This is a genomic window from Rhizobium sp. 3T7 (assembly GCF_020166565.1).
Taxonomy (GTDB): Bacteria; Pseudomonadota; Alphaproteobacteria; order Rhizobiales; family Rhizobiaceae; genus Rhizobium.
The window spans coordinates 74663-97864 of sequence record NZ_JAIQXS010000021.1 but is presented as its reverse complement, the minus strand read 5'-3'; the positions used below and the strand labels follow the sequence as shown (position 1 = coordinate 97864).

13 protein-coding genes are annotated in these 23202 nt (G+C 59.0%); all 13 read left to right on the top strand.

All coding sequences use genetic code 11. The annotated features are described in order from the left end of the window. Positions 1-349 precede the first annotated feature (349 nt). The 13 genes from K9B32_RS23680 (at position 350) to K9B32_RS23620 (ending at position 23180) form a co-directional block, all read left to right on the top strand. Complete coding sequence (locus tag K9B32_RS23680) at positions 350-1759, top strand: sensor histidine kinase (protein WP_224566621.1); 1410 nt, start codon at positions 350-352, stop codon at positions 1757-1759. Between the two features lie 144 nt (positions 1760-1903). Then, positions 1904-2653: a GntR family transcriptional regulator gene (locus K9B32_RS23675; RefSeq protein WP_224566619.1), complete on the top strand. Its 750-nt coding sequence runs from the start codon at positions 1904-1906 to the stop codon at positions 2651-2653. 68 nt (positions 2654-2721) lie between these two features. Then, positions 2722-4239, top strand: a complete 1518-nt coding sequence (locus K9B32_RS23670) for a putative N-acetylmannosamine-6-phosphate 2-epimerase (RefSeq protein ID WP_224566617.1) — start codon at positions 2722-2724, stop codon at positions 4237-4239. 45 nt (positions 4240-4284) lie between these two features. Then, the gene (locus K9B32_RS23665; protein ID WP_224566615.1) at positions 4285-5616 is read left to right on the top strand and encodes an ABC transporter substrate-binding protein; all 1332 of its coding nucleotides are present in this window, start codon (positions 4285-4287) and stop codon (positions 5614-5616) included. A 51-nt stretch (positions 5617-5667) separates the two neighbouring features. Further along, positions 5668-6534 carry a carbohydrate ABC transporter permease gene (locus K9B32_RS23660; RefSeq protein ID WP_224566613.1) on the top strand — a complete coding sequence of 289 codons (867 nt, stop codon included), beginning with the start codon at positions 5668-5670 and terminating at the stop codon, positions 6532-6534. A 2-nt stretch (positions 6535-6536) separates the two neighbouring features. After that, positions 6537-7358, top strand: a complete 822-nt coding sequence (locus K9B32_RS23655; protein ID WP_224566611.1) for a carbohydrate ABC transporter permease — start codon at positions 6537-6539, stop codon at positions 7356-7358. A 599-nt stretch (positions 7359-7957) separates the two neighbouring features. Beyond that, entirely contained in the window at positions 7958-9253 is a 1296-nt protein-coding gene (locus K9B32_RS23650) for a nucleotide sugar dehydrogenase (protein ID WP_318013362.1), read from the top strand. A gap of 113 nt (positions 9254-9366) precedes the next feature. Continuing rightward, positions 9367-11022 (top strand): glycosyltransferase, encoded by a 1656-nt coding sequence (locus tag K9B32_RS23645; protein WP_224566607.1) that lies wholly within the window; start codon positions 9367-9369, stop codon positions 11020-11022. A gap of 10 nt (positions 11023-11032) precedes the next feature. Further along, positions 11033-12163, top strand: a complete 1131-nt coding sequence (locus tag K9B32_RS23640; protein WP_224566605.1) for a PilZ domain-containing protein — start codon at positions 11033-11035, stop codon at positions 12161-12163. 23 nt (positions 12164-12186) lie between these two features. Next, a complete protein-coding gene (locus K9B32_RS23635; RefSeq protein ID WP_224566603.1) occupies positions 12187-15930 on the top strand; it encodes a NosD domain-containing protein in 3744 nt (1247 codons plus the stop codon). Next, positions 15927-17093 (top strand): alginate lyase family protein, encoded by a 1167-nt coding sequence (locus K9B32_RS23630; protein WP_224566601.1) that lies wholly within the window; start codon positions 15927-15929, stop codon positions 17091-17093. The genes K9B32_RS23635 and K9B32_RS23630 overlap by 4 nt, the downstream gene beginning before the upstream one ends. Further along, on the top strand, positions 17090-20038 hold the full coding sequence (locus K9B32_RS23625) for a tetratricopeptide repeat protein (protein ID WP_224566600.1): 2949 nt from the start codon (positions 17090-17092) through the stop codon (positions 20036-20038). Before K9B32_RS23630 ends, K9B32_RS23625 begins: the two co-directional genes overlap by 4 nt. A 268-nt stretch (positions 20039-20306) precedes the next feature. Next, the gene (locus K9B32_RS23620; RefSeq protein ID WP_224566589.1) at positions 20307-23180 is read left to right on the top strand and encodes a tetratricopeptide repeat protein; all 2874 of its coding nucleotides are present in this window, start codon (positions 20307-20309) and stop codon (positions 23178-23180) included. Positions 23181-23202 lie beyond the last annotated feature (22 nt).

The window sequence follows — 23202 nt, the reverse complement described above, 5'->3', positions numbered from 1 at the left end:
TATACAGCCGCCAGAAAGTGAAATACTTTTCGGTTACTTTACTTATATATTTCGAAATTTCGGGCAGACAGAGAACAAGGTCCTGCGATTGCCAAGACTATGGTATCCAAAATAAGCAACAAAGGTCGCAATACTTAAACCACCAAAGGCCCGAGGAAACGGTCCTGAAGGACACTTCGCAATGGGCTAAAGGACACCAATGGGTGGGTGCATCGAGGCGCCGCCACCATGACTGAACGTGATCAGTATTTGTTGCCAGCGGGAAAAATATTCGCAAACATTAATATAATCAGGGCCGTCCCGATTCGGGGGAAGTATGGTGTTGACGCAAAGCGAGGCGAAGAGGGGGATGCAAACGCGCTTGGTCGCTGTATGGCAATGGGCACGCGACAAAGTGCGCAATGCACGCCTCGAGGTAAAATTCATCCTTATTGCGTCGCTGATTGTTCTCGCGCTGATGTTCGTGCTCGGTCTTTGGACCACGAAGAGCATCGAGAAGGCGATCATGAAGGGTGCCGGCAGCGTGGGCGCAGCCTATCTGCAGACATTCGTGGAACCGCTCATTTCCGAGGAGGACATCCGCACGAAGAGTCTCTCGCCTGAGGTAAAGGCGAAGCTCGATCTGCTCCTTGGCGATAGTCCGCTTGGGCAGCATGTGCGTGAGATCAAGATCTGGAACCCGGACGCCAGTCTGTTTTATTCGACGGCCGGACGGAAAGTGGACCAGGAAGAGGTCTTTGACGAGCTAAAGCGCGCGCTCACTGGAGAGGTGGTCGTATCGCGTACGATGATTTCCAAGCATGCTTACTCCGGCGAGGAGCGACACGCTGAGTACATCGAGGTCTATGCGCCGCTGGTTCGTGACAACGCCGGCCAGGTCGTCCTCGTCGGAGAATTCTACGAGCAACCCGACTACCTGCTTGCCGAGATCGCCGGCGCGTGGCGGTCGACGCTGATGATCGTACTGTTCGTGTCCGTTCCCATGCTCGCCCTTCTCTATATGATCGTGCGTAGCGGCAGCCGCCTTATCGACGACCAGCACACCGCCATCAGAGCCAGCCTGCGGCATGCGCTGGAATTGTCCAATCAGAATAGGCGCCTGCGGATTGAAGCGGAGCGCGCAAGGCAGGAGGCCGGCAAGCTCAACGAAAAGATCCTCGACCAGATCGGCAGCGACCTCCACGATGGGCCAATACAGGTGCTCACCCTGGTCAAGCTGCGGCTGAGTGACATGAAGCCCTCACTGGGAGGCGGCGACACGGTGGATGTTCCCGTCGAGGGTATTGGCAGACTGCTGCGGCTTGTAACGGTCGTCCTCGACGAAATCCGCAACATCTCCTCAGGCCTCGTCCTGCCGGAACTCGATAACATTTCCCTCAATGAAACCATCCTGCTTGCCGTTCGCCGCCACACAGACCTGACCGGCAATCGCGTGGCCATCAAAGGGGCGCTCGACGTCGATCCCAGCAGGGGGCATTTGAATATCTGCGTCTATCGTTTCATCCAGGAGGCCTTGATCAATGCCCACAGGCATGCGCCTGGAAATGTACAGCAGCTGCGCTACGGCACGCGACGCAATCGCATCGTGATCGCCATCGCCGACATCGGCAGCCCACCCAAAGCGCCGGCCCTTGCCCCTCAACGAATCCGGCTGGGCAAGCTGATGCAGAAACGGCGCATTCGTGCCTTCGGCGGCAAGGTACGCACGATCCGCCGCAGCAACGGTACGTTGGTGATTGTCGTCCTGCCACTGGAGTAGTTTTTGGGACAGCCGTGCGAACGGCGCGACCAAGGCTGCGTCGGTACCATCACGCAGCATTTGCATGAATGAGATAATACCAGTATAGCTCCAGATGACGATTTCCAAGAATCTTTTAGCGATCGATCGGTCGCGAGGTGAGCTATGCCGGATATCAGCTTGATTGAAGATCTCGCCAGGCAATTGAGCCTGGCGGCAGCAGACGTGCCCCTTTACAAGCGGCTCAAGTCGGCCATCGAAGCTGCCATTCGCTCCAACGCCGTGAAGGCCGGTGCCGTCCTGCCCGGCGAACGGGTCCTTGCCGAGAGCCTGTCGCTCTCTCGCGTGACGGTGCGCAAAGCGTTGGCATTGCTTGAGGAAGAAGGCCTTCTCAATCGTCGCCATGGCTTCAAGACGGAGATCGGATCGCGGGTCGAGAAGTCGATGTCGACGTTGACCAGCTTCACAGAAGACATCCGCGCACGTGGTATGGTGGCCGGATGTGTGTGGATTTCCAAGCAGATAAGTCGCCCATCGCCCACGGAGATGATGGCGCTAGGCGTATCGGCAAACGCAAGTGTTATCCGAATGAAACGTGTGCGCACGGCTGATGGCACACCCATCGCAGTCGAGACCTCAACCGTACCGACGCGCTTTCTTCCATCGCCTGATCTGGTCCGGGACTCACTTTACGAGGCTCTTGAGGCGCGTGGTTGCATGCCGCAACGGGCAATCCAGCGCATGCGCTCGAAGGCGGCGTCCAGCGAGGATGCGGGGCATCTTCATTGCGAGATAGGCGCGCCACTCCTGATGACCGAAAGACGCTGTTTCCTGCCCGACGACCAGATCGTGGAATATTGTGAGACACGGTACAAAGGCGACGTCTACGATTTCGTCTTCGAACTGCAGCGATAAGACCAGATACAAACTGGTTGTAATCTGGTATTTTCCTTCTATCGTGATGCCGAACTGGAGTGTCGCGAGTGCAACGGGAAGACATCAGGAATAGCCTCATCGTATCTTGCCAGCCGGTTCCCGGCGGGCCGATGGATGATGCCGATTTCGTCGCTGGCTTTGCGAAAGCGGCACGTGATGCCGGCGCCAAGGCGTTGAGGATCGAGTCGGTCGCCTATGTCAAAGCCGTGCGCGCCGTCGTTTCTGCTCCAATCGTCGGCATCGTCAAGCGGGATCTTCCCGATACTCAGGTTCGCATCACGCCTTTCGTCGCCGATGCCGAAGCGCTGGCCGATGCCGGTGCCGATATCATCGCCTTTGACGCGACGAACCGGCCTCGCCCGGCTTCGGTGGAGGAGCTTATCCGCACCGCGAAGGCGAAGGGCAAGCTGACGATGGCGGACTGCTCGTCGCTCGACGACGCAAGGCGGGCGCTTGCCGCAGGCGTCGATTTCGTCGGCACCACGCTCTCTGGCTACGTTGGCGGGCCGGAACCGCTCGACCCCGATATCGAACTCGTCACGGCGATGCGGCAACTCACACCTTTTGTCATCGCCGAGGGCCGCATCCGCTCCCCCGAGCAGGCTCGAGCAGCAGCACAAGCGGGGGCGTTTGCCGTCGTCGTGGGCTCGGCCATCACCCGCACCGAACACGTCACTTCATGGTTCAATGAGGCAATCGACAAGGCATATCACAACGCCCATCGCGAGACGGTGCTTTCCATCGACATCGGCGGAACCAAGACGATGGCAGCGCTCGTCAGCGGCGATGCCGTTCTGGAAGAGATTGTCGTTGCGACCGAACGAGACGCCGGCCCTGACGCCTGGCTTTCGGGCGTGTCTGCAAGCACGGCAACCTGGCGGGACCGATACACACGGATCGGCATTGCGGTGACCGGCTTCATCGAAGGCGGCAACTGGTCAGCGCTCAATCCGGCGACGCTCCCGATTCCCGATCGCTACCCGCTTGTCGACCGCGTTGAGGCCCTGTTTGGCAGGCCGGCTTTTGCCATCAACGATGCGCAGGCCGCAGCCTGGGGCGAATACAAGTTTGGGGCAGGGACAGGCAGTAACCTGGTCTTTCTGACGATCTCGACCGGTATCGGGGGAGGGGTTGTTATCAACGGCAAGCCGCTGTCAGGGCTTGCCGGCCACTTTGGCCTGATCCGGTCTCCATCGCAGGGGCAGGCTGCTTTCGAAGATCAGACCTCGGGCAAATGGATCGCCAACGAGGCGTTGAAGACCGGCCATCCGGCCGATGCCGTCGAGGTATTCGACCGCGCCCGCAACAAAGAGAGCTGGGCGAGCGACATCATGTCCGGTTCGGCTTATCGCGCCGCGACACTGTGCCGGGATATCCAAATGATGTTCGATCCTGATGTGATCGTCATTGGCGGCGGCATCGGCCTGGCCGAGGGCTATCTCGATCTTATGCGCACTCACCTATCGGGCCTGTCGTCGAGGCTTACCCCGCGTCTTGTCGCGGCAAAGCTCGGCCATCGTGCAGGCATCATTGGCGCCGCAGACCTTGCCGGAGAGGGCAAGTAGCGGTGGGCGAATGGCATGAAACCAAACAAAAGAAAGGGAACGACGATGAAATTCAAAATGAGGTCTCTTCCTGTTGTGGCGGCGCTTCTGGCGAGCGTCACGCTGCCGGGCATGGCAAACGCAACTGTAACGGTACTCGGTTGGCCGGGTGGCTCGGAGGAAACCGCGCTCAGAGCCACGGTCGAAGCCTACAACGCCCAGGCCGGCATCGGTGATGCCGATAAGGTGCAGCTGCTGTTCTTCAACCGCGACGGTTTCTTCGACAAGCTGCAGGCCGACATGGCCGCCGGCTCAAATGCTTTCGACGTCAACCTCGTTGCCACCTATTCAATCGGCCGTTACGCGCCTTACATGGAGCCGGTGGAACTGGGTTCGGATGCAGCAAAGGTGTTTGGCGAATCCGTCCTCAAGACGATGCAGTTTGAGGGCAAGCAATATGGCGTGCCCACGGATTTGTCCTTGCACTTCATGTACTATCGCAAGGATTTGCTTGACGCGCTGATGAAGGACGAGGCGGCAAGGAAGACATACGGGGAAATTGCCCAGAAATATCTCGGCAAGGAGCTTCAGCCGAAGGATCCCGACAGTTGGACCTGGGACGATTGGGCAGCAACCTCACTCTATTTCAGCAAGCAGGCAAATCCTGCAAGCCCGGTGCGCTACGGCACCGTGCTGCAGATGAAAAACCTGCTCTTCAACATGATGGTCTTTCAATCCCTGCCGCGGTCCTATGGCGGCGACTGGATGGACAAGGATGGCAAGATCACCGTCGATTCCGACGCGTATAAAGCCGGCCTTGAGCTCTACAAGAAACTTTATGATGCCGGCGCTTCGCCAAAGGATTCGCTCAGCTACGAATACGCCGAGACCAACGCCGCGTATGGCTCGGGCCAGGCGGCGAGCGCGCTGCAGTGGAATGCGGCAGCGGCCGATCTGACCAACGCGGAAAAGTCGCCAGCGGTCGCGGACGTGACCGGCATCGTTGCGCCGCCCGCCGGCCCCGACGGTCGCGCGGATCACATCCACGGCCTCGGTCTCGGCCTCAACAAGAATGCCAAGAACAAGGAAGGCGCGACCAAATTCCTGAAATGGCTGGCAACCGAAGATGCCGCACTTCTTTATGCCAAGAGCGGCGGCTCTCCGGCCCTCTCGCCCGATGTCGTCGCCAAGGTCTCCAGCGAGCGTCCCGATCTCGTCAAGCTCGGCGAGTTCGCCAGCAAGTACGGCTACGTGATGAACGGCGCCACCTCCGCCAACGCTTTGTCGGTTTACGAGCTCCAGGCGAAGGAATTCACGGGCTACTGGTCCGGTCAGCAGGGCCTCGACGAGGCGCTTGCCCATGTCAAGACGGGCATGCAGGATCTGTTGAAGAAGTAAGGCAAACCCGGCGTCAGGTTTGGCCTGGCGCCGGCAATCCGGCGGACCATAATGGCTATTGTAAACCGTGCCGAAGGCAGAGCCTACCTGACGCCGCTTGTGGCGTTCCTGCTGCTCTTTCTGGGCTTTCCTTCTATCGTCAATCTCATCTACTCGGTCTCAACCGTCAGCTTTGAGAACCTGCGCAGTCCAAGCGTCAGCGGGTTCGGCAACTACGCGTCGGTGCTTGCCGATCGGGAATTCTGGCAGGCCGTATCCTTCTCGATGCGCTTTGGCATCCTGACCGCTCTTGCCGAATGCCTGATCGGCCTGTTCCTGGCGATCTTCCTTGCGCCGCTACTTGCCAAGCGATCGTTTCTGATGGCACCGTTGATGCTGCCATTGATGGTGGCGCCTGCGATGATCGGCCTGATGTATCGGCTTGTGCTGCACGAGTTCGCCGGGCCGGTACCCTACTATCTTTTCCTATGGTTCGGTGACAGCCCGGCCTTCCTCGACATCAACAATGCCTTTCGCACCCTCGTTGTCGTCGAGACGCTGCAGTGGACGCCGTTCGCCTTTCTGCTTTTCTACATGGCCTACGTGGCGATACCGCTGGACGTGCGGGAGGCGGCCGCACTCGACGGCGCAGCCTGGTTCAAGATCCTCTGGTGGATCGAACTACCGCTGATGCTGCCCACCCTCGTGATCGCCTTCTTCATCCGCTTCATCGACGGCTTTCGCGTGTTCGACAACGTCTATGCGCTGACCGGCAGCGGCGCGGGCGGATCGACGACATCGCTTTCGATCTACATCTACCAGGCCTTTTTCAAAGGAGGTGCGATCGGCAAGGCAGTTGCTGCGTCCGTCGTGCTGTTCGTCGCATCGCTTGCGGTGCTTTATGGCCTCAACTGGCTTGCCGGACGCAAAAGGGTATAGCGATGCTGAACATTGCTCGTTGGCTCGTCTTTGCGATCGCCGCGCTCGCGATGAACTTTCCGGTCATCGTTACGCTCGTCACCTCGCTGAAGAGTGCGAAAGAACTGTCGATCAATCCCGGCCTATGGGTCGGTCAGCCGACATTCGAGAATTACCTTCACATTCTGACTGAGACTAACCGATTCAACATCTATTCCTATCTCTTCAACAGCACGATCGCATCACTCATCGGAACGAGCCTGGCGATCATCCTTGCCTTCCCGGCAGCCTATGCGATCGCGCGAAGCGATGCGGGCAAGCGCACGCTCTTGCCGATCATCATCAACTTGCGGGCCGTGCCATTGATCATCTTCGCAATCCCGCTTTATATGATGTATCAATGGCTTGGCCTGCTTGACACGCAGCTCGGACTGGGCCTCATCCTGACGATCGTCAATACGCCGCTTGCGCTCGTCATCATGGTCAACGCCATTTCCGACGTGCCGTTGGAGCTCGACGAGGCAGCGAAAGTCGATGGCGCCAGCTCCTGGCAGGTGATGATCATGATCATCCGACCGGTGGTCAGGCCAGCATTGGTGACGACCTTCATTTTCGGCTTCATCACGGCCTGGAACGAGTTCCTCTTCGGCCTGATGCTGACCACCAGCCGGGCCGTCCCGATGACCGTCGGGGCCTCCTTTTTCTTTGCCGCCAGCGGCGGCGGCGTGCAGTGGGGCACGGCATCGGCCGTCATGATGCTCGGCGCTCTGCCGCCCGCCGTGCTGGGCCTTGTCATGTATCGACAAATTTCCGGTTCAATGACCGCCGGTGCTGTGAAGGGGTGATCAGGTAGCAAGCTCTTGGCATCCCAGCAGATGGGAGGCGATATTCACATGAGCGCGCGCACGCCAGACGCTTTCCGGAGCGCGACGGCAAAATAACAGTAATACTTGCCATGCATAGTATCTGTAGGCGCCTTAGCAATCTTGCAAAGTCCCAAAGCAAAATAACTTTACCTGTACCGATTTGATCGCGAAAAAGCTGGCAATTAACAAGTCAGAACGATAGAACTCGCCCTTGGTCTCTATGATTAGCATCCATCAAGTCGGATCCTAATCATTTGATTTAGCTTACTTATTTTTAACGTAAGTATGAGTTGCTCAAACTATATTAGTTTTGGTTAATTTTTATCTATTGCATACAACGTTATTTGCGCTTAGCATCTATGTACCGCGACAACAAAGACGGGTAAAAAACTACGTCTGGTGGGGGTTTCCTTTGACTGTAAGCATGTGTCCCGGCGAAAGAATTCGCCGGAGGGTTTAATTGTGCGCAGACGAGGTTACACATGGAAATTGAACTGAATTCCGTCCGCCTTGCCTCCAAACAAAAAGTTTCTGTTCTAGACAATTACTATCCGAGCACCGAGGCCCCTCGATATCGTGTGAGCATTTTCGGCGCCGGCTACGTCGGTTGCGTCTCCTCCGCATGCCTCAGCAAGGACGGCTTTGCCGTCGTCGCTGTTGATCCAGACCGGTTCAAAGTCGAGCGTCTTGCCGGAGGTGAGGCGCCAATCGTAGAGCCGGGCCTGGATGAGTTGCTGCAGAGCGCCCACGCCAACGACCTGCTGAGCGCAACCCACTCGGCAACGGACGCCATCAACGATACCGACATCTCGTTCTGCTGTGTCGGAACGCCGAGCCTGCCGGATGGCACACTCAACACCAATCACGTTCGCCAGGTCTGCGAAGACATCGGCAAGGCGCTGCGGCACAAGGCCGAGTTTCATATCGTCGTCATGCGCTCGACGATCCTTCCGGGGACCATGGAAGAGCTCGTCATTCCAACCTTGGAAAGGGCCTCAGGCAAGATCGCCGGACGTGATTTCGGCGTTGCCTACTATCCCGAATTCCTTCGCGAAAGCACGGCGATCGCCGACTACTACAAGCCCGGCGCCATCGTGTTCGGGCAGTATGCGGACGACACGCGCTCCATTGATGCGCTCAAGGCTCTTGTCAGCCATATTGGCGTCGCACCGCATGTCATTCCGATGCGCAGCGCGGAGATCGTGAAGTACGCCAACAACTGCTGGCATGCCGTCAAGATCAGCTTCTCCAATGAGATCGGCAATATCTGCAAGGCCAAGAGCATCGACAGCCATGTCGTCATGGACGTGCTGTGCTCCGACACGCGCCTCAACATATCCCGGGCCTATATGAAACCGGGCTTCGCCTATGGCGGCTCCTGCCTTCCAAAGGACCTGCGGGCGTTAACGGCACTTGGCCGCTCAATGAACGTGCCGACACCGGTCTTGGACGCCGCACGCCTTGCCAATGTCGTGCAGATCGAGCACGCGCGTTCGCTGGTCGACGCTGCATCGCATGAAGCGATCGGCTTTATCGGTGTGACCTTCAAGGCCGACACGGATGACCTTAGGGAAAGCCCACTGCTTGAACTCGTCGAGGGTTTTCTTGGCAAGGGCAAGGACGTGTCGATCTACGATCCGCATGTTGCCAGGGATGCGAGCCAGGGCCGCAACTTTCTCAAGCACATCGCGCCGCTACTCCACGACAACATCAAGGATGTCATCGCGAGATCCGAAGTCATCGTGGTCGGCAACAAATACCCGGGTCTCAAGGATGCGATCGAGACCGCTGGTAAACCGGTGACGGTCATCGATCTGGCACGCATCGAAACGCCGGAAAACAAAAACGTCGTCTATCACGGCCTGTGCTGGTGACGTGCTTACGCTGGCCGCTTGGCGTGGCCGGCGCACCTATTCAAACAAAAGCAAAGGGAAGCCGGAGTGCTTCTCACACTGCATTGCATGCATAAACATCGAGGCAGGAACCGATGGCAGGAATGCAATACGCTGACGGCTATGGGCCGGTTGCCGCACCAGTAGATCGTCTACTGGCGTCGTCGCCCGACGGCCGCGACGCCGGATCCGCTTCGTGGCTCGTCACCTGGAGTGAAACCCTTGAAGCGCATCTCGCCTATATTGCTCTGATCCTTAGCATCGCTTGCATTACACCACTCGATAGTCTTGTCAGCGCCCATTCCGGTGCCCTTTTCGGCCTCGGCTTCCTCGCCGTGTGGCGTTACGGTTGGGGCCTCGCGCATTTTGTGCGCTCCAACATCTACCGCTCGATGGTCTTTCCCAAGATGCGCGCCGAGGCCGAGGATGCAATGCGCAAGAGCGCGGCCACCTTGGGCGATCAGCACGTCTTTTTCCTTGTCACCAGTTTCCGCATTGACGGCGACACCACGGCAGCCGTTTACCGCGCCGCGTTCGAAGCCGCAAAGCGTGCACCCGGTGGTGCCACCGTGGTCGCTTCCATCGTCGAAATGGGAGACCAGCGTCTCATCAAGTTGCTCTACAGCCTGATCTGCGGCGAAGACACCAATGTTCGCCTCGTCATCACTCGCATCGCCGGTACCGGCAAGCGCGATGCGCTGGCCTATGCCTTCCGTGCAATCTCGCGACAGGAGCCGAAGGCCGACGATGTGGTGGCCGTCATCGACGGCGACTCGATCGTTCCACCTGATCTTGTCAGCAAATGCGTGGGCTTTTTCCGAGCGGACAACAGCGTCGGCGCACTCACGACAGATGAAGTCTCGTGCGTCCACGGCAAGGCAAAGTTCCATATCTGGTACAGCCTGCGCTTCGCGCAGCGCCATATCCTCATGTCTTCGAATGGGTTGTCGCGCAAGGTGCTGACGCTGACCGGACGCATGTCGATGTTCAGGGCGTCGATTATCTGCAATCCCGATTTTGTCAGGCAGGTCGAATCCGACTACGTCGATCACTGGCGGTTCGGCCGGCTGAAATTCCTGACCGGAGACGACAAGTCGAGCTGGTTCTGGCTGCTGCGCAACCGCTACAAGATGCTCTACATCCCCGACGTTGTCGTTGCGACCGTCGAGGAGCCTCCATCCAAATACTTCCTGCCGGCGGCGACACAACTGATGGTGCGCTGGTTCGGCAATATGCTGCGTACGAATTCACGGGCGCTGGCACTAGGCCCGTCAAGGGTCGGCTTCTTCACGTGGTGGACGATCTTCGATCAGCGCGTCTCGATGTGGACCTCACTCGCGGGACTGGCGATGGTTTTCCTCGTCGGGGTGTTCGAAACGCCCTTCGCCTTCCTCATCTATCTTCTTTGGGTGCTCGCCACGCGCTACCTGCTAACGTTGATGCTGTTCAATTCGCGCCGCCGCGTTTCGGCCCTCTATCCCTTCTTCATCTATTTCAATCAGATCTACGGATCGATCGTCAAAACCTACATTTTCTTCCACCTGAACAAACAAAAGTGGACGCGCCAGAAGACGACGCTTGCAGATAGCCGGACACGCCTTCAAAGCCGCGCGCGCGAAGCTTCGTCAACGCTTGTTCATGTCATCGCGATCGCGCTTTTCATAACGATTGTCGCCCTCGTCCTTGGGCAATTGCCAATTCCAGACGCATCCATACTTGCAATGGCCTACGGGCTGGATCCGATTAATTGAGGGAGTGGCTATGAACGTCGTAAAATTCGAAGCGGATGTACAACGCCAGCACGCACGCTACAAACTCCCGTTGAAATGCGTTATCGACGGATATCGATACAACTGCCTCGACTGGTCGGTCGGAGGCATAGGCGTTGCGACCGGAAAGACGGTCCTGCCCGAATTCAAGACGTTCCCGGTGGACCTTGAATTCCCCTTCGACGGCTTTGTGTTTACGCTAAGGGTCGATGCACAGGTTCGCTATTGCGACCCCGCGAAGGGACGCACGGGCTTCCAGTACATGTCGCTGACGGAGGAAAAGCTCCGCTTTCTGCGCTATGTGCGTGATGCCCATCTGACTGGCGAAGTCGTCACCCTCAACGATGTCCTCGATCTATCAAGCCGCTCCATCGATCCGCGCAATCGCAAGAAGGATTCCGGCTCGCAAGAACCGTCTTCTGCCGAGCGGTACAAGGCAGTGGCCAGGCGGATTCTGCGAATTGGCGTGACGTCGATCCTCGGTCTCGGGGTACTGCTTTTTCTGTGGGGCGCGCTTTATCAGAAACTCTGGACCTTCCGTGCCGACGAGTCACTTGTGACGATCGATTCCGCTGCCGTGATCGCACCATCGGACGGTGTCGTCACCAACATCGTGACACAAGGGGCAGTGAAGGCCGGTGATCCTGTGGCGACGATCCTGCCGACGGCCAACAACCGCAGCATTACCGTGCTGGCCCGTTGTGACTGCATCATTCAGGATGCTCAGGTAGGATTGGACAGCCAGGTCCGAGCCGGACAGCGGCTTCTTTCTCTCAGCATGCAAAACGCCAAGCCGCACGTCGTGGCGATGGTCGATTATTCCCAGGCCTTGCGTCTGTTTAGGGGCGCCCGTGTTCTGGTCGAGCTTCCGCATGGCGAACAAATCTCGAACGCGACCATCCGGGATCTGCCGAAGCTTACAAGCACCAATCTGGAGTCCGGCAACAAGATCCCGATCAACATCGACGTCGGAGACGCAAATCTCTCCTCCATCGTGGGAACGCCTGTAACGGTGCGGTTTGTGCAGTCGCCCTGGACGACCGCGAACCTGCCGGAAAAGCTGAACAACGCCGTCAGCACAACCGGCACAGAGAGCCAACCTGCTACCGAAACCAATGGATGAGGGAGTTGAGGGAGTTAATGCGAATGAGCAAAAAACGATACCTCGCTGGATTGACCGCCTCGGTTTTGACCGCGACCGCCCTGTTCGGCGCAATCGGGACGTATCCTGCATACGCTCAGACATTGGATAGCGTTCAGCAGATCGTCGAGAAAATCCGGCAATCTGTTCTGGATGTCGACAAGGCCAAGACACCTGCCGAGCGGATCAAAGCCTATGACCGGGCCCGCGACCAGCTTGCCGCACTTTCGGTGAGCGCGGAAGGTGGTGACGAGGCTGCCAAAGCGAGCATTGCCGACCTCGAGGCGGCCGGCATTACGTCTGATGTCGTCACAACAGGGACGCTGAGCGCCACGCTTTCAAGCCTGACCGACAAGGGCGCCGACCCGGACGCACGCGTTACGACTAGGCTGAGGATCGACGACCTTATCGACGCCCTATCGGCACCGGAACTCAAAGTATCGGCGCTGGCCGACTATGCGAGGCAGATCGCGAGCGACCACGATGCCGCTTTGACCCTCTTGGAAAGGGCAATCGATGTCAGCGTGCAGATCACCTCGGCTGAAGAGAAGAATGCCGCGCTTAACAACATCGCCCAGGTCGGCGCCTATGTCGAACCGCAGCTGACCTCGAACATCGTCAACAAGGCGGTCGGCGGCATGTGGCCGGCGCGCATGCGTGGCTTTGCCCGCTATGATATCGCCCTGCGGCTGCTCGGCGACAAGAAACTCGGCAAGAAGGAAATCAAGGCCGCCAAATTCGACGACATCTCGGCGGCAGTGAAGGCCGACCTCAAGGCCGGCCGGATAGAGCAAGCCCTGCTGTTTGCTCTCGCCGTCGATCCGGAGTCGTCCGAACACCGCGCGGACACCGTCAATGACGTCCTGAGCGCGGCCCTCAAGGCGAATGCAGTGAACCTGTTCCCGGTTTTTGCCACGAGTTTGGCCGATCGAAGCGATCAGGAGGACCTCATCGTCCGCATCGTCAAGAACCGTGTCGATGCCGACCGCCTGATCGACGCGACCGCAATGACCGACGTGATGGAAACCGGCCCGGGGCTTGCGGAGATCGACTTCACCCTTGCCTCCGAACTCAGTGATCGCGGCCTGGCGAAGATGGCCTCCCAGCAATACGACCGTGGCACGGAGATTGTCAAAGCACTAAGCGGCGATGCGAGGGAAGCGGCGCTGATTGCCGCTATCGGCGGAGCGACCGACCTCAAGCGGTTCGATGATGCCCAAGCCTTCGCAGATCAGCTCACCGACATGAAGGGCGCATCCAATGCCCTCGGCAACCTTGCCAAGGCGTTCGCAGACAGCGACGACTTGAAGAAGGCCGAAGCGCTTCTCCCGAAGATCACCACCCTCAAGGACCGTGAGCAGGCGCTCTCGGGCATAGGCCGCGCCAAGGCGCGAGAAGGAGACCTCGATGCCGCCACGAAGATCGCCGACGAGATAGCAAACGACGAAGACAAAGGCCGCGTGCAGTCGGAAATTGTCCGCGTCTGGGCACGCAATGGCAAGACCGATGATGCCATGGGCCTGGCAAGCTCCATCAAGGAACCGGAGTATCGTGTCGAGGCGCTCCTGCGACTTGCCAAAGAGATATCCGCAAAGGACGGAGCCGAGAAGGCGGCCGATGTCGTGGGCCAGGCGATCTCCTATGCAGGCGGGGTGGACAAGGCAGATAAGCGTGATGACCTGTTCTTCGACATCATTGATTACCTATCGAAGTCCAACCAGATCGAGCTTGCCAAGAAGCTCGTCAGCAAGATTTCCGACGAGAAGCTGAAGGCGAAGGCAGCTGGACGCATCGCGAGCCGGGCTGCGTTGTCAGGTGACACGAAGACCGCTATCGCCTACTTCGACAGCCAGCCTGCGGCCAGCGACGAGCATCTGAAAGCCGAGGTCATGATCGCGGCCGCGAACGATCCGGCCTATGTCAAGACGGCCATCCTTGCCACCAAAGACATTCGCGATCCGATACTGCGTGTGGCCACGTTTCGCGCCATTGCACAGGCGCAGTTGCGCCACCTTGACCGGCTTGGTTGGGGGCTGGGGAAGGGTCAAACGTCAGACTACAGAGACTGGCTGAAGAAGGCATCATTGGAGGCGAGAAACGAAGGGCTGCCCCAGCCCTCGAAGGCCGTCTTCAGCGATGGCCGTATGTCGCTGCGCACGACAGCCGTGATGAGCGCCCCGCTCAGCAAATATGGGTATCCCGACATAAGCAAGACGGCCGCAACGACGCGCTCGATGATACCGCTGCCGACGCCGGGGCAGATCTCAGTAACATTGGGAAACCTCAGTCCTTATGAAAGCAAGTTCATGGAGGACCTTGCAGGCGGATTTACCGGTCTTTCCCATGCCGCGCGCGCGCAAGGGCTTCTCTATCCGCGGATTATCGTCATCCAGAGCGGCACCTATACACTTGGTAGTCTTGCCATGCAGCTGGATAGCGCCGCTGGCGAGCCGTTGGTCGAACGGGAGGGCGATATCGTCACGCTTCGCGCGCCACTGCTCGTTGGCGAGGGCGCCGCCTTGATCCTGTCCGGGCAGGAGGCTTCCGTCTATCGCTTGTCCGCCACCGCTGGCGCCTTTCTCGCGGTCGGCGGCAAACTCTACATTCAGGACACGACCGTAACATCGTGGGATGAGGCACTGCAGAAGCCGCGCAATTCCAGCAAAGACACGCGTGGGGCATTCCGGCCCTTCATCGTCGGCTGGAGCAATTCCGAAATGTATATTGGCGGATCTGTTCTGGATTCGCTGGGATATGCAGCATCGAAGTCTTTCGGACTTACGTTCTCGGCCGGCCCAAAGACAATCGCCAAGGCTCGCGAACAATTGCGAAATCCGACGGGCATTGTCGTCGAGAACTATTTTCATAACTTCGAGTACGGCTTCTATTCCTACGAGGCCGATGACATCTCGCTCATCGGCAACGAGTACGCAAACAACGTCCTTTATGGCGTCGATCCGCACGACCGCTCGCATCGACTGCTGATCGCGCTCAACACCGCGCATGATACCATGGTGAAACACGGCATCATCATTTCCCGCGGCGTCGATGCCAGTTGGCAGGTCGGCAACGTGGTGTTCCACAACAAGGGCTCCGGCCTGATGTTGGACCGTGACAGCGTGGATAACCTTGTCTATGGCAACCTTTCCTTCGAGAACGACCAAGATGGCCTGACGTTCTTCGAGAGTAGCTGCAATCTCGCAGTTGCCAACGCCTTCATCGAGAATGGCCGCTCCGGCGTGCGCATGCGTAACAGCTGGGATATCGGCGTCCATGACAACGCCATCGTCCGCAACAAGCTCGAGGCAATCAGTGGCTACATCAGCGACCTGTCGCTCGCAGAGGATGAGCATAAGCGCGATCTGGTAATGGATCCCTATGTGCCACTGACGACGTTCACTGCGACGGACAACCTGATCGCTGCAAACGGCAAGGGGATAAAGGCTGCCGGCGTCTCGGGTCTCACGCTGGCAAAGAACGAATTCCGCAATCAGGAAGGCCGCCTGCTTGACGGCGACGCACGCCCGTTCGAGGGACATGTGCTGCGATTCAATGGACATCAGGATGTTGCAATCGCATCTAGCTGCCGTCCGCAGCGGCCGGCAAATTACGAATGTGCATTCCGGGAGGCGGGGTTCCTGGGGGAGAACGACGCACTTTTCTTTGACAGCAAAACTTCCGGCAACTGCACGGACGCCCGCGGCTCCGTGCAATTCGAAAGTTTCCATGGAAAAGGAGACAACACTTGAAAAATGCGGCTCATTTTCTCCTCGCGGCACGTAGCGGGATCGCCCTGGTCGCAGCCATTCTCAGCGCAACAGTGTTGCCGAGCTCGACACAGGCATCCGTAAGCCAAGCGGCGAACGGCGGCTATCAAGGGCTGTTTGATGTAAAGGCGCGCAAGGCCTTTCTCGCGCAAAATCCATCATCCGATGCGCGCAAGGCGTGCCTTGCAGTCGATGCCGACGCCAAATGGCTGAACATCGAGGTCATCAAGGGTCTGACGACCACAGAGGGATACGGCACAGACCAGTCTGGCAACCAATACGCATGGGCGGTCATGGTTCTGTCCGGGCGCGCGCTCGCTGGCGATAAACGCGCCGAGGAAATGCTTAAGGCCTTTCTGTTGAAGTGGGCGGACGCCAGTGCATTCTCTGAAACCGAGAAAATTCACGACGCCTACTATGCTCTGAAACGCCTGATGCTGCCGACTGTGGTGGCCTATTCGATCATCCGCGACGGGCTTAGCGATGACGAGAAGCAGAAGCTAATTGTCTGGATCGATCCGCTGGTTCGACGCACCGATCAGATTTTCGAGGGAAGCGTCGACTATAACAATCACCGCTATCTGGCCGACAGCGTCCTGATGGCCTGGGGTAGCCTGACGGGTGACCAGGCACTTTACCAGAAGGGGCTCGACCGCTTTCGCGTTATCCTGGATGACGCCCGCGCCGATGGCAGCCTGCCGCTAGAAACCCGTCGCGGTGCACGCGCACTCTGGTACATGCGCCAGTCGCTGACCAGCATGACCGTCATGGCTGAAATTGCAGCGGGCGGGCAGGACGACTTGTTCGACGCGACGGCGGCCGATGGGAAGCACAAATCCATGTGGACGGTCCTGTCCTACTGGATGAATGGCATGACCAACCCGATCCTGGTCAATGCCTACGCCGCCGAGAACTACATTCCAGGGCCGGAACAGGATTTCATGAAGCCGGATTTCGGCTTCCTGGAAAACCGGGGCAACGGACGCCACTATCTCGCGTTCCTCGAAGCGCTCGCCGTTCATGAGCCGGCAAACTTCACTCAGCGGCGTGCAGGCGCTCTCCTTGAACGAGAAGGAGCAAACGAGCGTCCTCTCATCGATGAATTCGCCGGCGGCAACGCCACATGCTTCTGGAGGCTGGGATGACACCACGCCAGAAGCATCTCTCCGTTTTGCTTGCAGCCACCTATCTGGCCTTCTCAACGCCGATGATGGCCGTCGCCGAACTGACAGCGACGCCGGCCGAACAGGTCGATCTGTTGATACAGCAAAACGACGGCGAGGGACTTCTGAAGATCGCCAAGCAGTTGCGGGGCGGAGTAGCGGTCTCGACCGCCAATTCGCTGAGAGTTCCAAACTTCCCGAAAGCACGCCAAGCCCTTGGGGCCGCCGTGACGTTGCCCGGTGCCAGACAAGCAGAAGCAAAGCTTCTGCTCGCCAAGATGATGCTGGCAGGCGAAGGAGGGCCAGTTGACGTCGATCGCGCGCTCACCCTGCTGGATGACGTTATCAAGACTGGCAATGCCGAGGCGGCCTATGTCCGCGGGCAGAAGCTGGCATCGTTTCCGAACCGCGCTGAGGAAGCGCGCAATAACCTCAATCTTGCCCTTCGCCTCGGTGACGGCGCGGCAGCATTCGAGCTGGCGAAGCTGCCCGGCGCGACACCGGCCGAGGCGGCCGCAATGACGAACTTCGGCCTCAACCTGCTGCGCCAGCGCGCTCAGCGCGGAGATGCAGGCGCCGCCTTCGATCTCGGCGGATATTATCGAAGGCTGTCGGACAAGCCCGAGGATCAGAAACAAGCTCTGGCCTGGTATCGAAAGTCTGCGCAGCTGGGCCAGATCACAGCCGTTGTCTGGGTCGCACGTCTGCTCGGCGAACCTGATACGCCGCTCTTCGATCCTGCCGCCGCTATCGAACAATACCAGGCAGCCGCCACCGCTGGATCGATCGAAGCCGCGCAGGAATTGGTGCGCGACTTTGCCGACGCCGGTCCATTGAACGTCCCGCCACAAGTCTATGATATGTGGATTGCCAAGCTGATCGACGCCAAGGACGCGACGGCGGTCCTCTATTACTCCCGGGCATTGCAGGAAACCGCCGAACAGCGCAGGCGGTCGTCGGACCAACTCTATGAGGCGACGATGGCCGGCGATGTCGCCAATGGTGAAGATCTGATCCGCATTGGCGAAAGCTTTCGCGACGGCGCAAGTGTCGTAATAGACCAGACGCGTGCTGCAAACATTTTCCGGCTCGGGGTCAAGAACGGATCCAATTCCGCTCTCACGAGATTTGCCCATTTGGTTATCGATGCCCCATCGCTGAGAAGCCACGAAAACGTTGAGCTTGCGGTCGAGAAGCTGAACGAGCTAGCCGCGAAGGGAAGCGTCACCGGCCAACTGCTCCTCGGCGACATGTACGCCAAGGGTGTTGTTGGAGAGATCAACGAGACGAAGGCTATTGACCTCTATCTCCGAGCTCTGGCAGCGGCCGAGTCGGTGGAGGTGCTCAATCGCCTGGCGGATGTCTATCTGTCGTCCGCTGATATCAACAAGCGCAAGAAAGCCTTCCCCTATATCCAGCGCGCGTCGCGCGCCGGCAGCGAAAGCGCCATGCTGAAGGAGGCCGAGGCCTATGCCGACGGTGAAATCGTCGGGCAGGATTTCGACCGGGCGGTCACGCTCTACAAGAAGGCGATTTCGCTTGGCGCCACCGATGCCCTCGTCAGCCTGGCGAACCTCTATCTCTCGCGTGGCGGAGAGACCGCATTTCGCGACGCGCATGAGGCCTTCTCCGATGCGATCGCCGCCGGGAACCGGGAAGCGCCGGTTGAAATGGCGCGGTTCCTCAAGGCAAATGGCAAGCTGGACGAAGCGATCGAGCGACTGACGACTGCCGCGCGAAAAAACAACAGCCCGGCGGCCGTTGAGCTCTACGAATATGTGTCCGAGCGGGCCCAAAATCCGAACGTCGGGGCAGAATGGCTGCGCCTAGCCCTGAAGACGGCGAGCGACGTTCCGCGCGAGAAGGTGCATCTGGCGAGCGCCATGCTGATGCCATCGGATATACGCCTGAACCTTCAGGGCGCCTCGATGCTGCGCGAACTCACGGGTGCTAGGATTCCCGGCGCCGCCGTTGCGCTTTCAAATGTCTACATCGAGGGAAAGGGGGATGCCAAAGATGTCCCCACCGGCCTCGAACTCTTGGAGCAGGCCTCACAGAAGGGTGATGTCGATGCACTCCTGAAACTTGGCGACCTCTACATGGATGGCAAGCACGTTAAAGGCGATGGCGAAAAGGCCATTGGCTACTACCGCCAAGTGCTTGCGCTCCATCCCGATGACCCGACCGCCAACATGCGCATGGCACGCGCCTATCGGGACGGGGCCGGCGTGACGCGCAATCTCGCTGCTGCTGCGACCCATCTGAAGATCTCCTCCGATGCAGGAAGCCACATGGCAACGCGCGACCTTGGCCTGGCCTATATGTGGGGCAGCGGTGTCAAAAGAGAAAAAGACAAGGCCGTTCAGCTGCTGCGCACTGCGGCCGAGCACGGCTATGCATTTGCCTGGCATGACCTTGCGGAGACATATGGTGCAGCAATCGGACCTGAGGTCGATGCGTCGCAGAACTTCCGACTGAATATGCGCGGTGCCCGGGAAGGTCATACGTCCGCGATGATCGGAGCCGGCATCGCGCTTTTATCCGGCTTTGGCACCCAGCGTGATCCCGAGGCAGGAATCCTCTGGCTGGAAAGGGCTTCGGCCAGCACGGGATGGGATACTCCCGACGCCATGTACAGGCTAGCCGAGGTCTACAAATACGGCATCGGCGTCGACAAGGATCCGAAGAAGGCGCGCGAATGGGAGCTGCGAGCCGCGAATGCAGGCAGCACCACGGCAATGTTCCATCTCGCCCTGGAACTCGAAGCCGACAACACGGACGCCAGCAAGGCCGAAGCGATCAGGTGGCTGCAGAGCGCGCGCGCGCTGCAGCATGTTCAAGCTGCAAAGAAGCTAAAAAGAATGGGTGCGGGAGACATGTCTTCCGTATCGCTGCAAGGGGTCGAAGACAATGGTGTGGAAGAGTGAGCGCCAACGCAGCATCACATTTCGCAGGCGAATACCCCGCCAGCCGCTGGGAGGTCTGAACCTGCAGGCAAACCGGGAGAGCAATTCACGCGTCCTTGCATGCACGGCGCTGATCGTGCCGGCCCGAAACGACAGTGAAGCTGGGCCGACCCATAACTGGGTCGTCCTGGTCCGAGACGAGATTATCGCGCGGGCACGCCAGCTCGACAGAATGAGATCGGCACAAGACGAGAGTGACGACGGTCCGAAGCAATGAGGTAGCATTTCAATGTCCAACGGAAACGAGATTGGGAGTGCGGCTGTCGGCCGCCGGCTTGGAAGTTTCCGAAGAACCGCGCTCGCCGCAACGCTTGCCTTTTGCACACCCGTTCTGGCGACGAACGCCATCGCCGCCACTGAGACCTTGATCCCTCTGAGCCCGGATTTTGACTACGCGCAGATGTGTGTCACTCCGCCTGCGGTGCCCGCGCCTCGCAACTGGAACCGTTGGGACGGAAAGAGCACCGGCACACTCTCGCCCGACGACATGCTGCAGGATGCGCAAACGCTGTTCAGCCCCTACAGTCTTTATCAGAGAAGCCCGGCGACCGCTGAACGCATTGCCCTCTACCTGAGCCAGGTACCATTTGCCGGAGCGGGTCGCGCACTCCATCTCTACGGCCGCATTCTTGCCGACGACGACAACGCTTCTCTGCGCGTCGATGAAATCATCAGGGTCGAGACGGAGGCGATCAAACGCGGGACGATCGAGGCGGGAACCTTTCTCGGCAGGCTCTATCGCGAAGGCGAGCTCTTACCAGTCGACCTCAAGAAGTCACAGGGATATCTCACTGCGGCAGCAAACGCCGGCGATCCGGCCGCCGAACTCGAGCTTGCGCGTCTCTACTACCGGAATCCACAACTGGCAGAGACTGCCGACGCCAACCGCCTCTATCTGAACCGTGCGATCTCGAAGATGTCCGATAGATTGGGCGCCGGCGATTGCAGCGTCCTGACCGGCTTCGCCGACATCCTGATCGACCCCGATCTGGGGCTCGACGACCAACAGACCTCGGCACAATGGCTGCAGGCTGCCGTGAAACTCGGTGATGTCAGGGCAATGTCAACACTCGCACGCCGATACCTGCAAGACAGCAGTGTCGCCGCCAACCAGCAAAAGGCGGTCGGGCTCTTGAGACAAGCGTCGGCACTCGGGCACTCGGCAAGCCGGTTGACCCTTGCGGATCTCCTGCTTTCAACCCCACCAGATGGAAGCGGCAAGAACGAAGCATTCAAACTGCTGGCTCAGGAAGCGGAGCGCGGCAACCCGCGCGCTTATGAAATGAAGGCCGCTTACTATCGTGGGGCCTATGGGGCCGGAGCCGATCCTGGTCTTGAACTGCAGAGCCTGCAGAAGGCGGCCGTGCTGCCAGACGTCAGCCTCCGCACGATGGAACAACTCGGCATCATCTACGCGCGCGGTAGCGCCGGCGCACCGAATTTCGAACTCGCCAAGCAGACGCTGGTGAAGGCCGCAGATCTTGGCTCTTCACGTTCCGCCTTCGAGCTTTACAAGCTCGCGTCGGGTGAAAAGCCGGCTATAAAGCTCGACAAGGATCCGTTGACATATCTGAGCGCGGCAGCCGACCACGGTCTCGGTGTCGCGATGAGCGAACTGTCATCGCTCTACTTCTGTGGAGCGGGTGTCGAAAAGGACCGTGCCAAGGCGCGTGTCTGGCTCGAGAAGGCGGCCGCGGCAGGTAACGCAGCAAGCCTGCTGACGCTTGCAGACGAGGCATCTGCCAAGCGCACATCTGATGGCAACGCAGCAGCCGCCAAGTTTCTGACGCAAGCCGCCGAGCAAGGCGATGTCGAAGCCATGATGCGGGTCAGCCTGTCTTACCGTGATGGCCAGGGAACGGAAAAGGATGCGGCCGCGGCTAAGACCTGGCGCCAGCGCGCGATGACCGCTGACCCCGGAGTTGCAACACTGACGGAGGCGCGTGCGGCTCTGTCACCTGATGCTCCTGAGAAGCGCGACGCTATAAAGGCGAGAGCGATGCTGGAGGCATCGGCCCCGACCGGAAATCCGGACCTGCTCTTCGAGTTGGCCAGACTTTACATCGACCCCGATCCAACGCTTGAGCCCGATCCCACAAAGGCGACAGCCCTCTTCGTCGAGGCGGCGTCCAAAGGCAGCATCTCGGCAATGCTGCGGCTGGTGGACATGAAGGTTGCCGCCACTGACGGTGGCGGAGCGGATTGGCGGCGATGGCTTGCCCGGGCGAACGCCACAGGCGACTTGCGCGCGCTCCTCAAGCAAGCCGAAATCGAAAGCGATGCCGAGCAGCAAGCGACCATTCTCAAAGCTGCCCTCAGCCGGCCGCTTTGCCTGGACAAGGAAAAGATACAGGTCGCGTTGGCGATACGAACCGTGCCGCAGTTTAAGCAGGACTATCTCGGTCTCTTCGATCAGGTGATCGCCGAGCCAACGAAGGATCCAAGCACGGAATACCAGATTGCCCGTTTCCTGCTGAACGAACGGCCGGCTGAAAAAGCAAAGGCAATCGAGCTCATGAAGGACGCCGCCGAGGGTGGAAAGCGGGAGGCCATGCGCGAGATCGGTCGCATGTATAGCACCGGCGAGGGTCTGCCGGTGGATCAGAAGAATAGTTACATGTGGCTGCTGAGAAGCGCACGGCTCGGCGACGAAGGAGCCCTGGAAAGCCTGGTGACGGAGATTTTGTCGCAACAGGCCACGCTCAACGACCCGTCCAGTGGTGACGAGAAGGTGGAAACATTGCTGCGTGATCTCGCGGCGCAGAATTCACCGCAGGTAGCAACGCTGCTCTCCAGGCTTTATCTGCGGCTCTCCGAAGGCAGCCCTGCATTCACGCAAGCGGCAAAATCATGGACCCTGAAGGCAGCAACGCTCGGGAATGGAGCCGCCATGCTCAACGTCTCCGACTTCTACGCGGCTGGCACCCACGGGTTTGAGCACTCCGATACCAAGAGCACCGAATGGCTTTCGAAGGCGGCGCATGCGGGCTACCGCGGTGCCTTTGAGAAATATGCAATCGCGTTGCAGATCGGCTTCGGCACAAAAGCCGATACCGAAGAGGCGCAACGCTGGCTGACCAAGTCGACTGACTTGGCAAACTGAACAGTCAATGCAGGAGTAGGCG

Bases quoted from the DNA above. Each gene is read 5' to 3' on its own strand.
- K9B32_RS23680 (WP_224566621.1), top strand. From the start codon at position 350: ATGCAAACGCGCTTGGTCGCTGTATGGCAATGGGCACGCGACAAAGTG.
- K9B32_RS23675 (WP_224566619.1), top strand. From the start codon at position 1,904: ATGCCGGATATCAGCTTGATTGAAGATCTCGCCAGGCAATTGAGCCTG.
- K9B32_RS23665 (WP_224566615.1), top strand. From the start codon at position 4,285: ATGAAATTCAAAATGAGGTCTCTTCCTGTTGTGGCGGCGCTTCTGGCG.
- K9B32_RS23660 (WP_224566613.1), top strand. From the start codon at position 5,668: ATGGCTATTGTAAACCGTGCCGAAGGCAGAGCCTACCTGACGCCGCTT.
- K9B32_RS23655 (WP_224566611.1), top strand. From the start codon at position 6,537: ATGCTGAACATTGCTCGTTGGCTCGTCTTTGCGATCGCCGCGCTCGCG.
- K9B32_RS23645 (WP_224566607.1), top strand. From the start codon at position 9,367: ATGGCAGGAATGCAATACGCTGACGGCTATGGGCCGGTTGCCGCACCA.
- K9B32_RS23640 (WP_224566605.1), top strand. From the start codon at position 11,033: ATGAACGTCGTAAAATTCGAAGCGGATGTACAACGCCAGCACGCACGC.
- K9B32_RS23635 (WP_224566603.1), top strand. From the start codon at position 12,187: ATGAGCAAAAAACGATACCTCGCTGGATTGACCGCCTCGGTTTTGACC.
- K9B32_RS23625 (WP_224566600.1), top strand. From the start codon at position 17,090: ATGACACCACGCCAGAAGCATCTCTCCGTTTTGCTTGCAGCCACCTAT.
- K9B32_RS23620 (WP_224566589.1), top strand. From the start codon at position 20,307: ATGTCCAACGGAAACGAGATTGGGAGTGCGGCTGTCGGCCGCCGGCTT.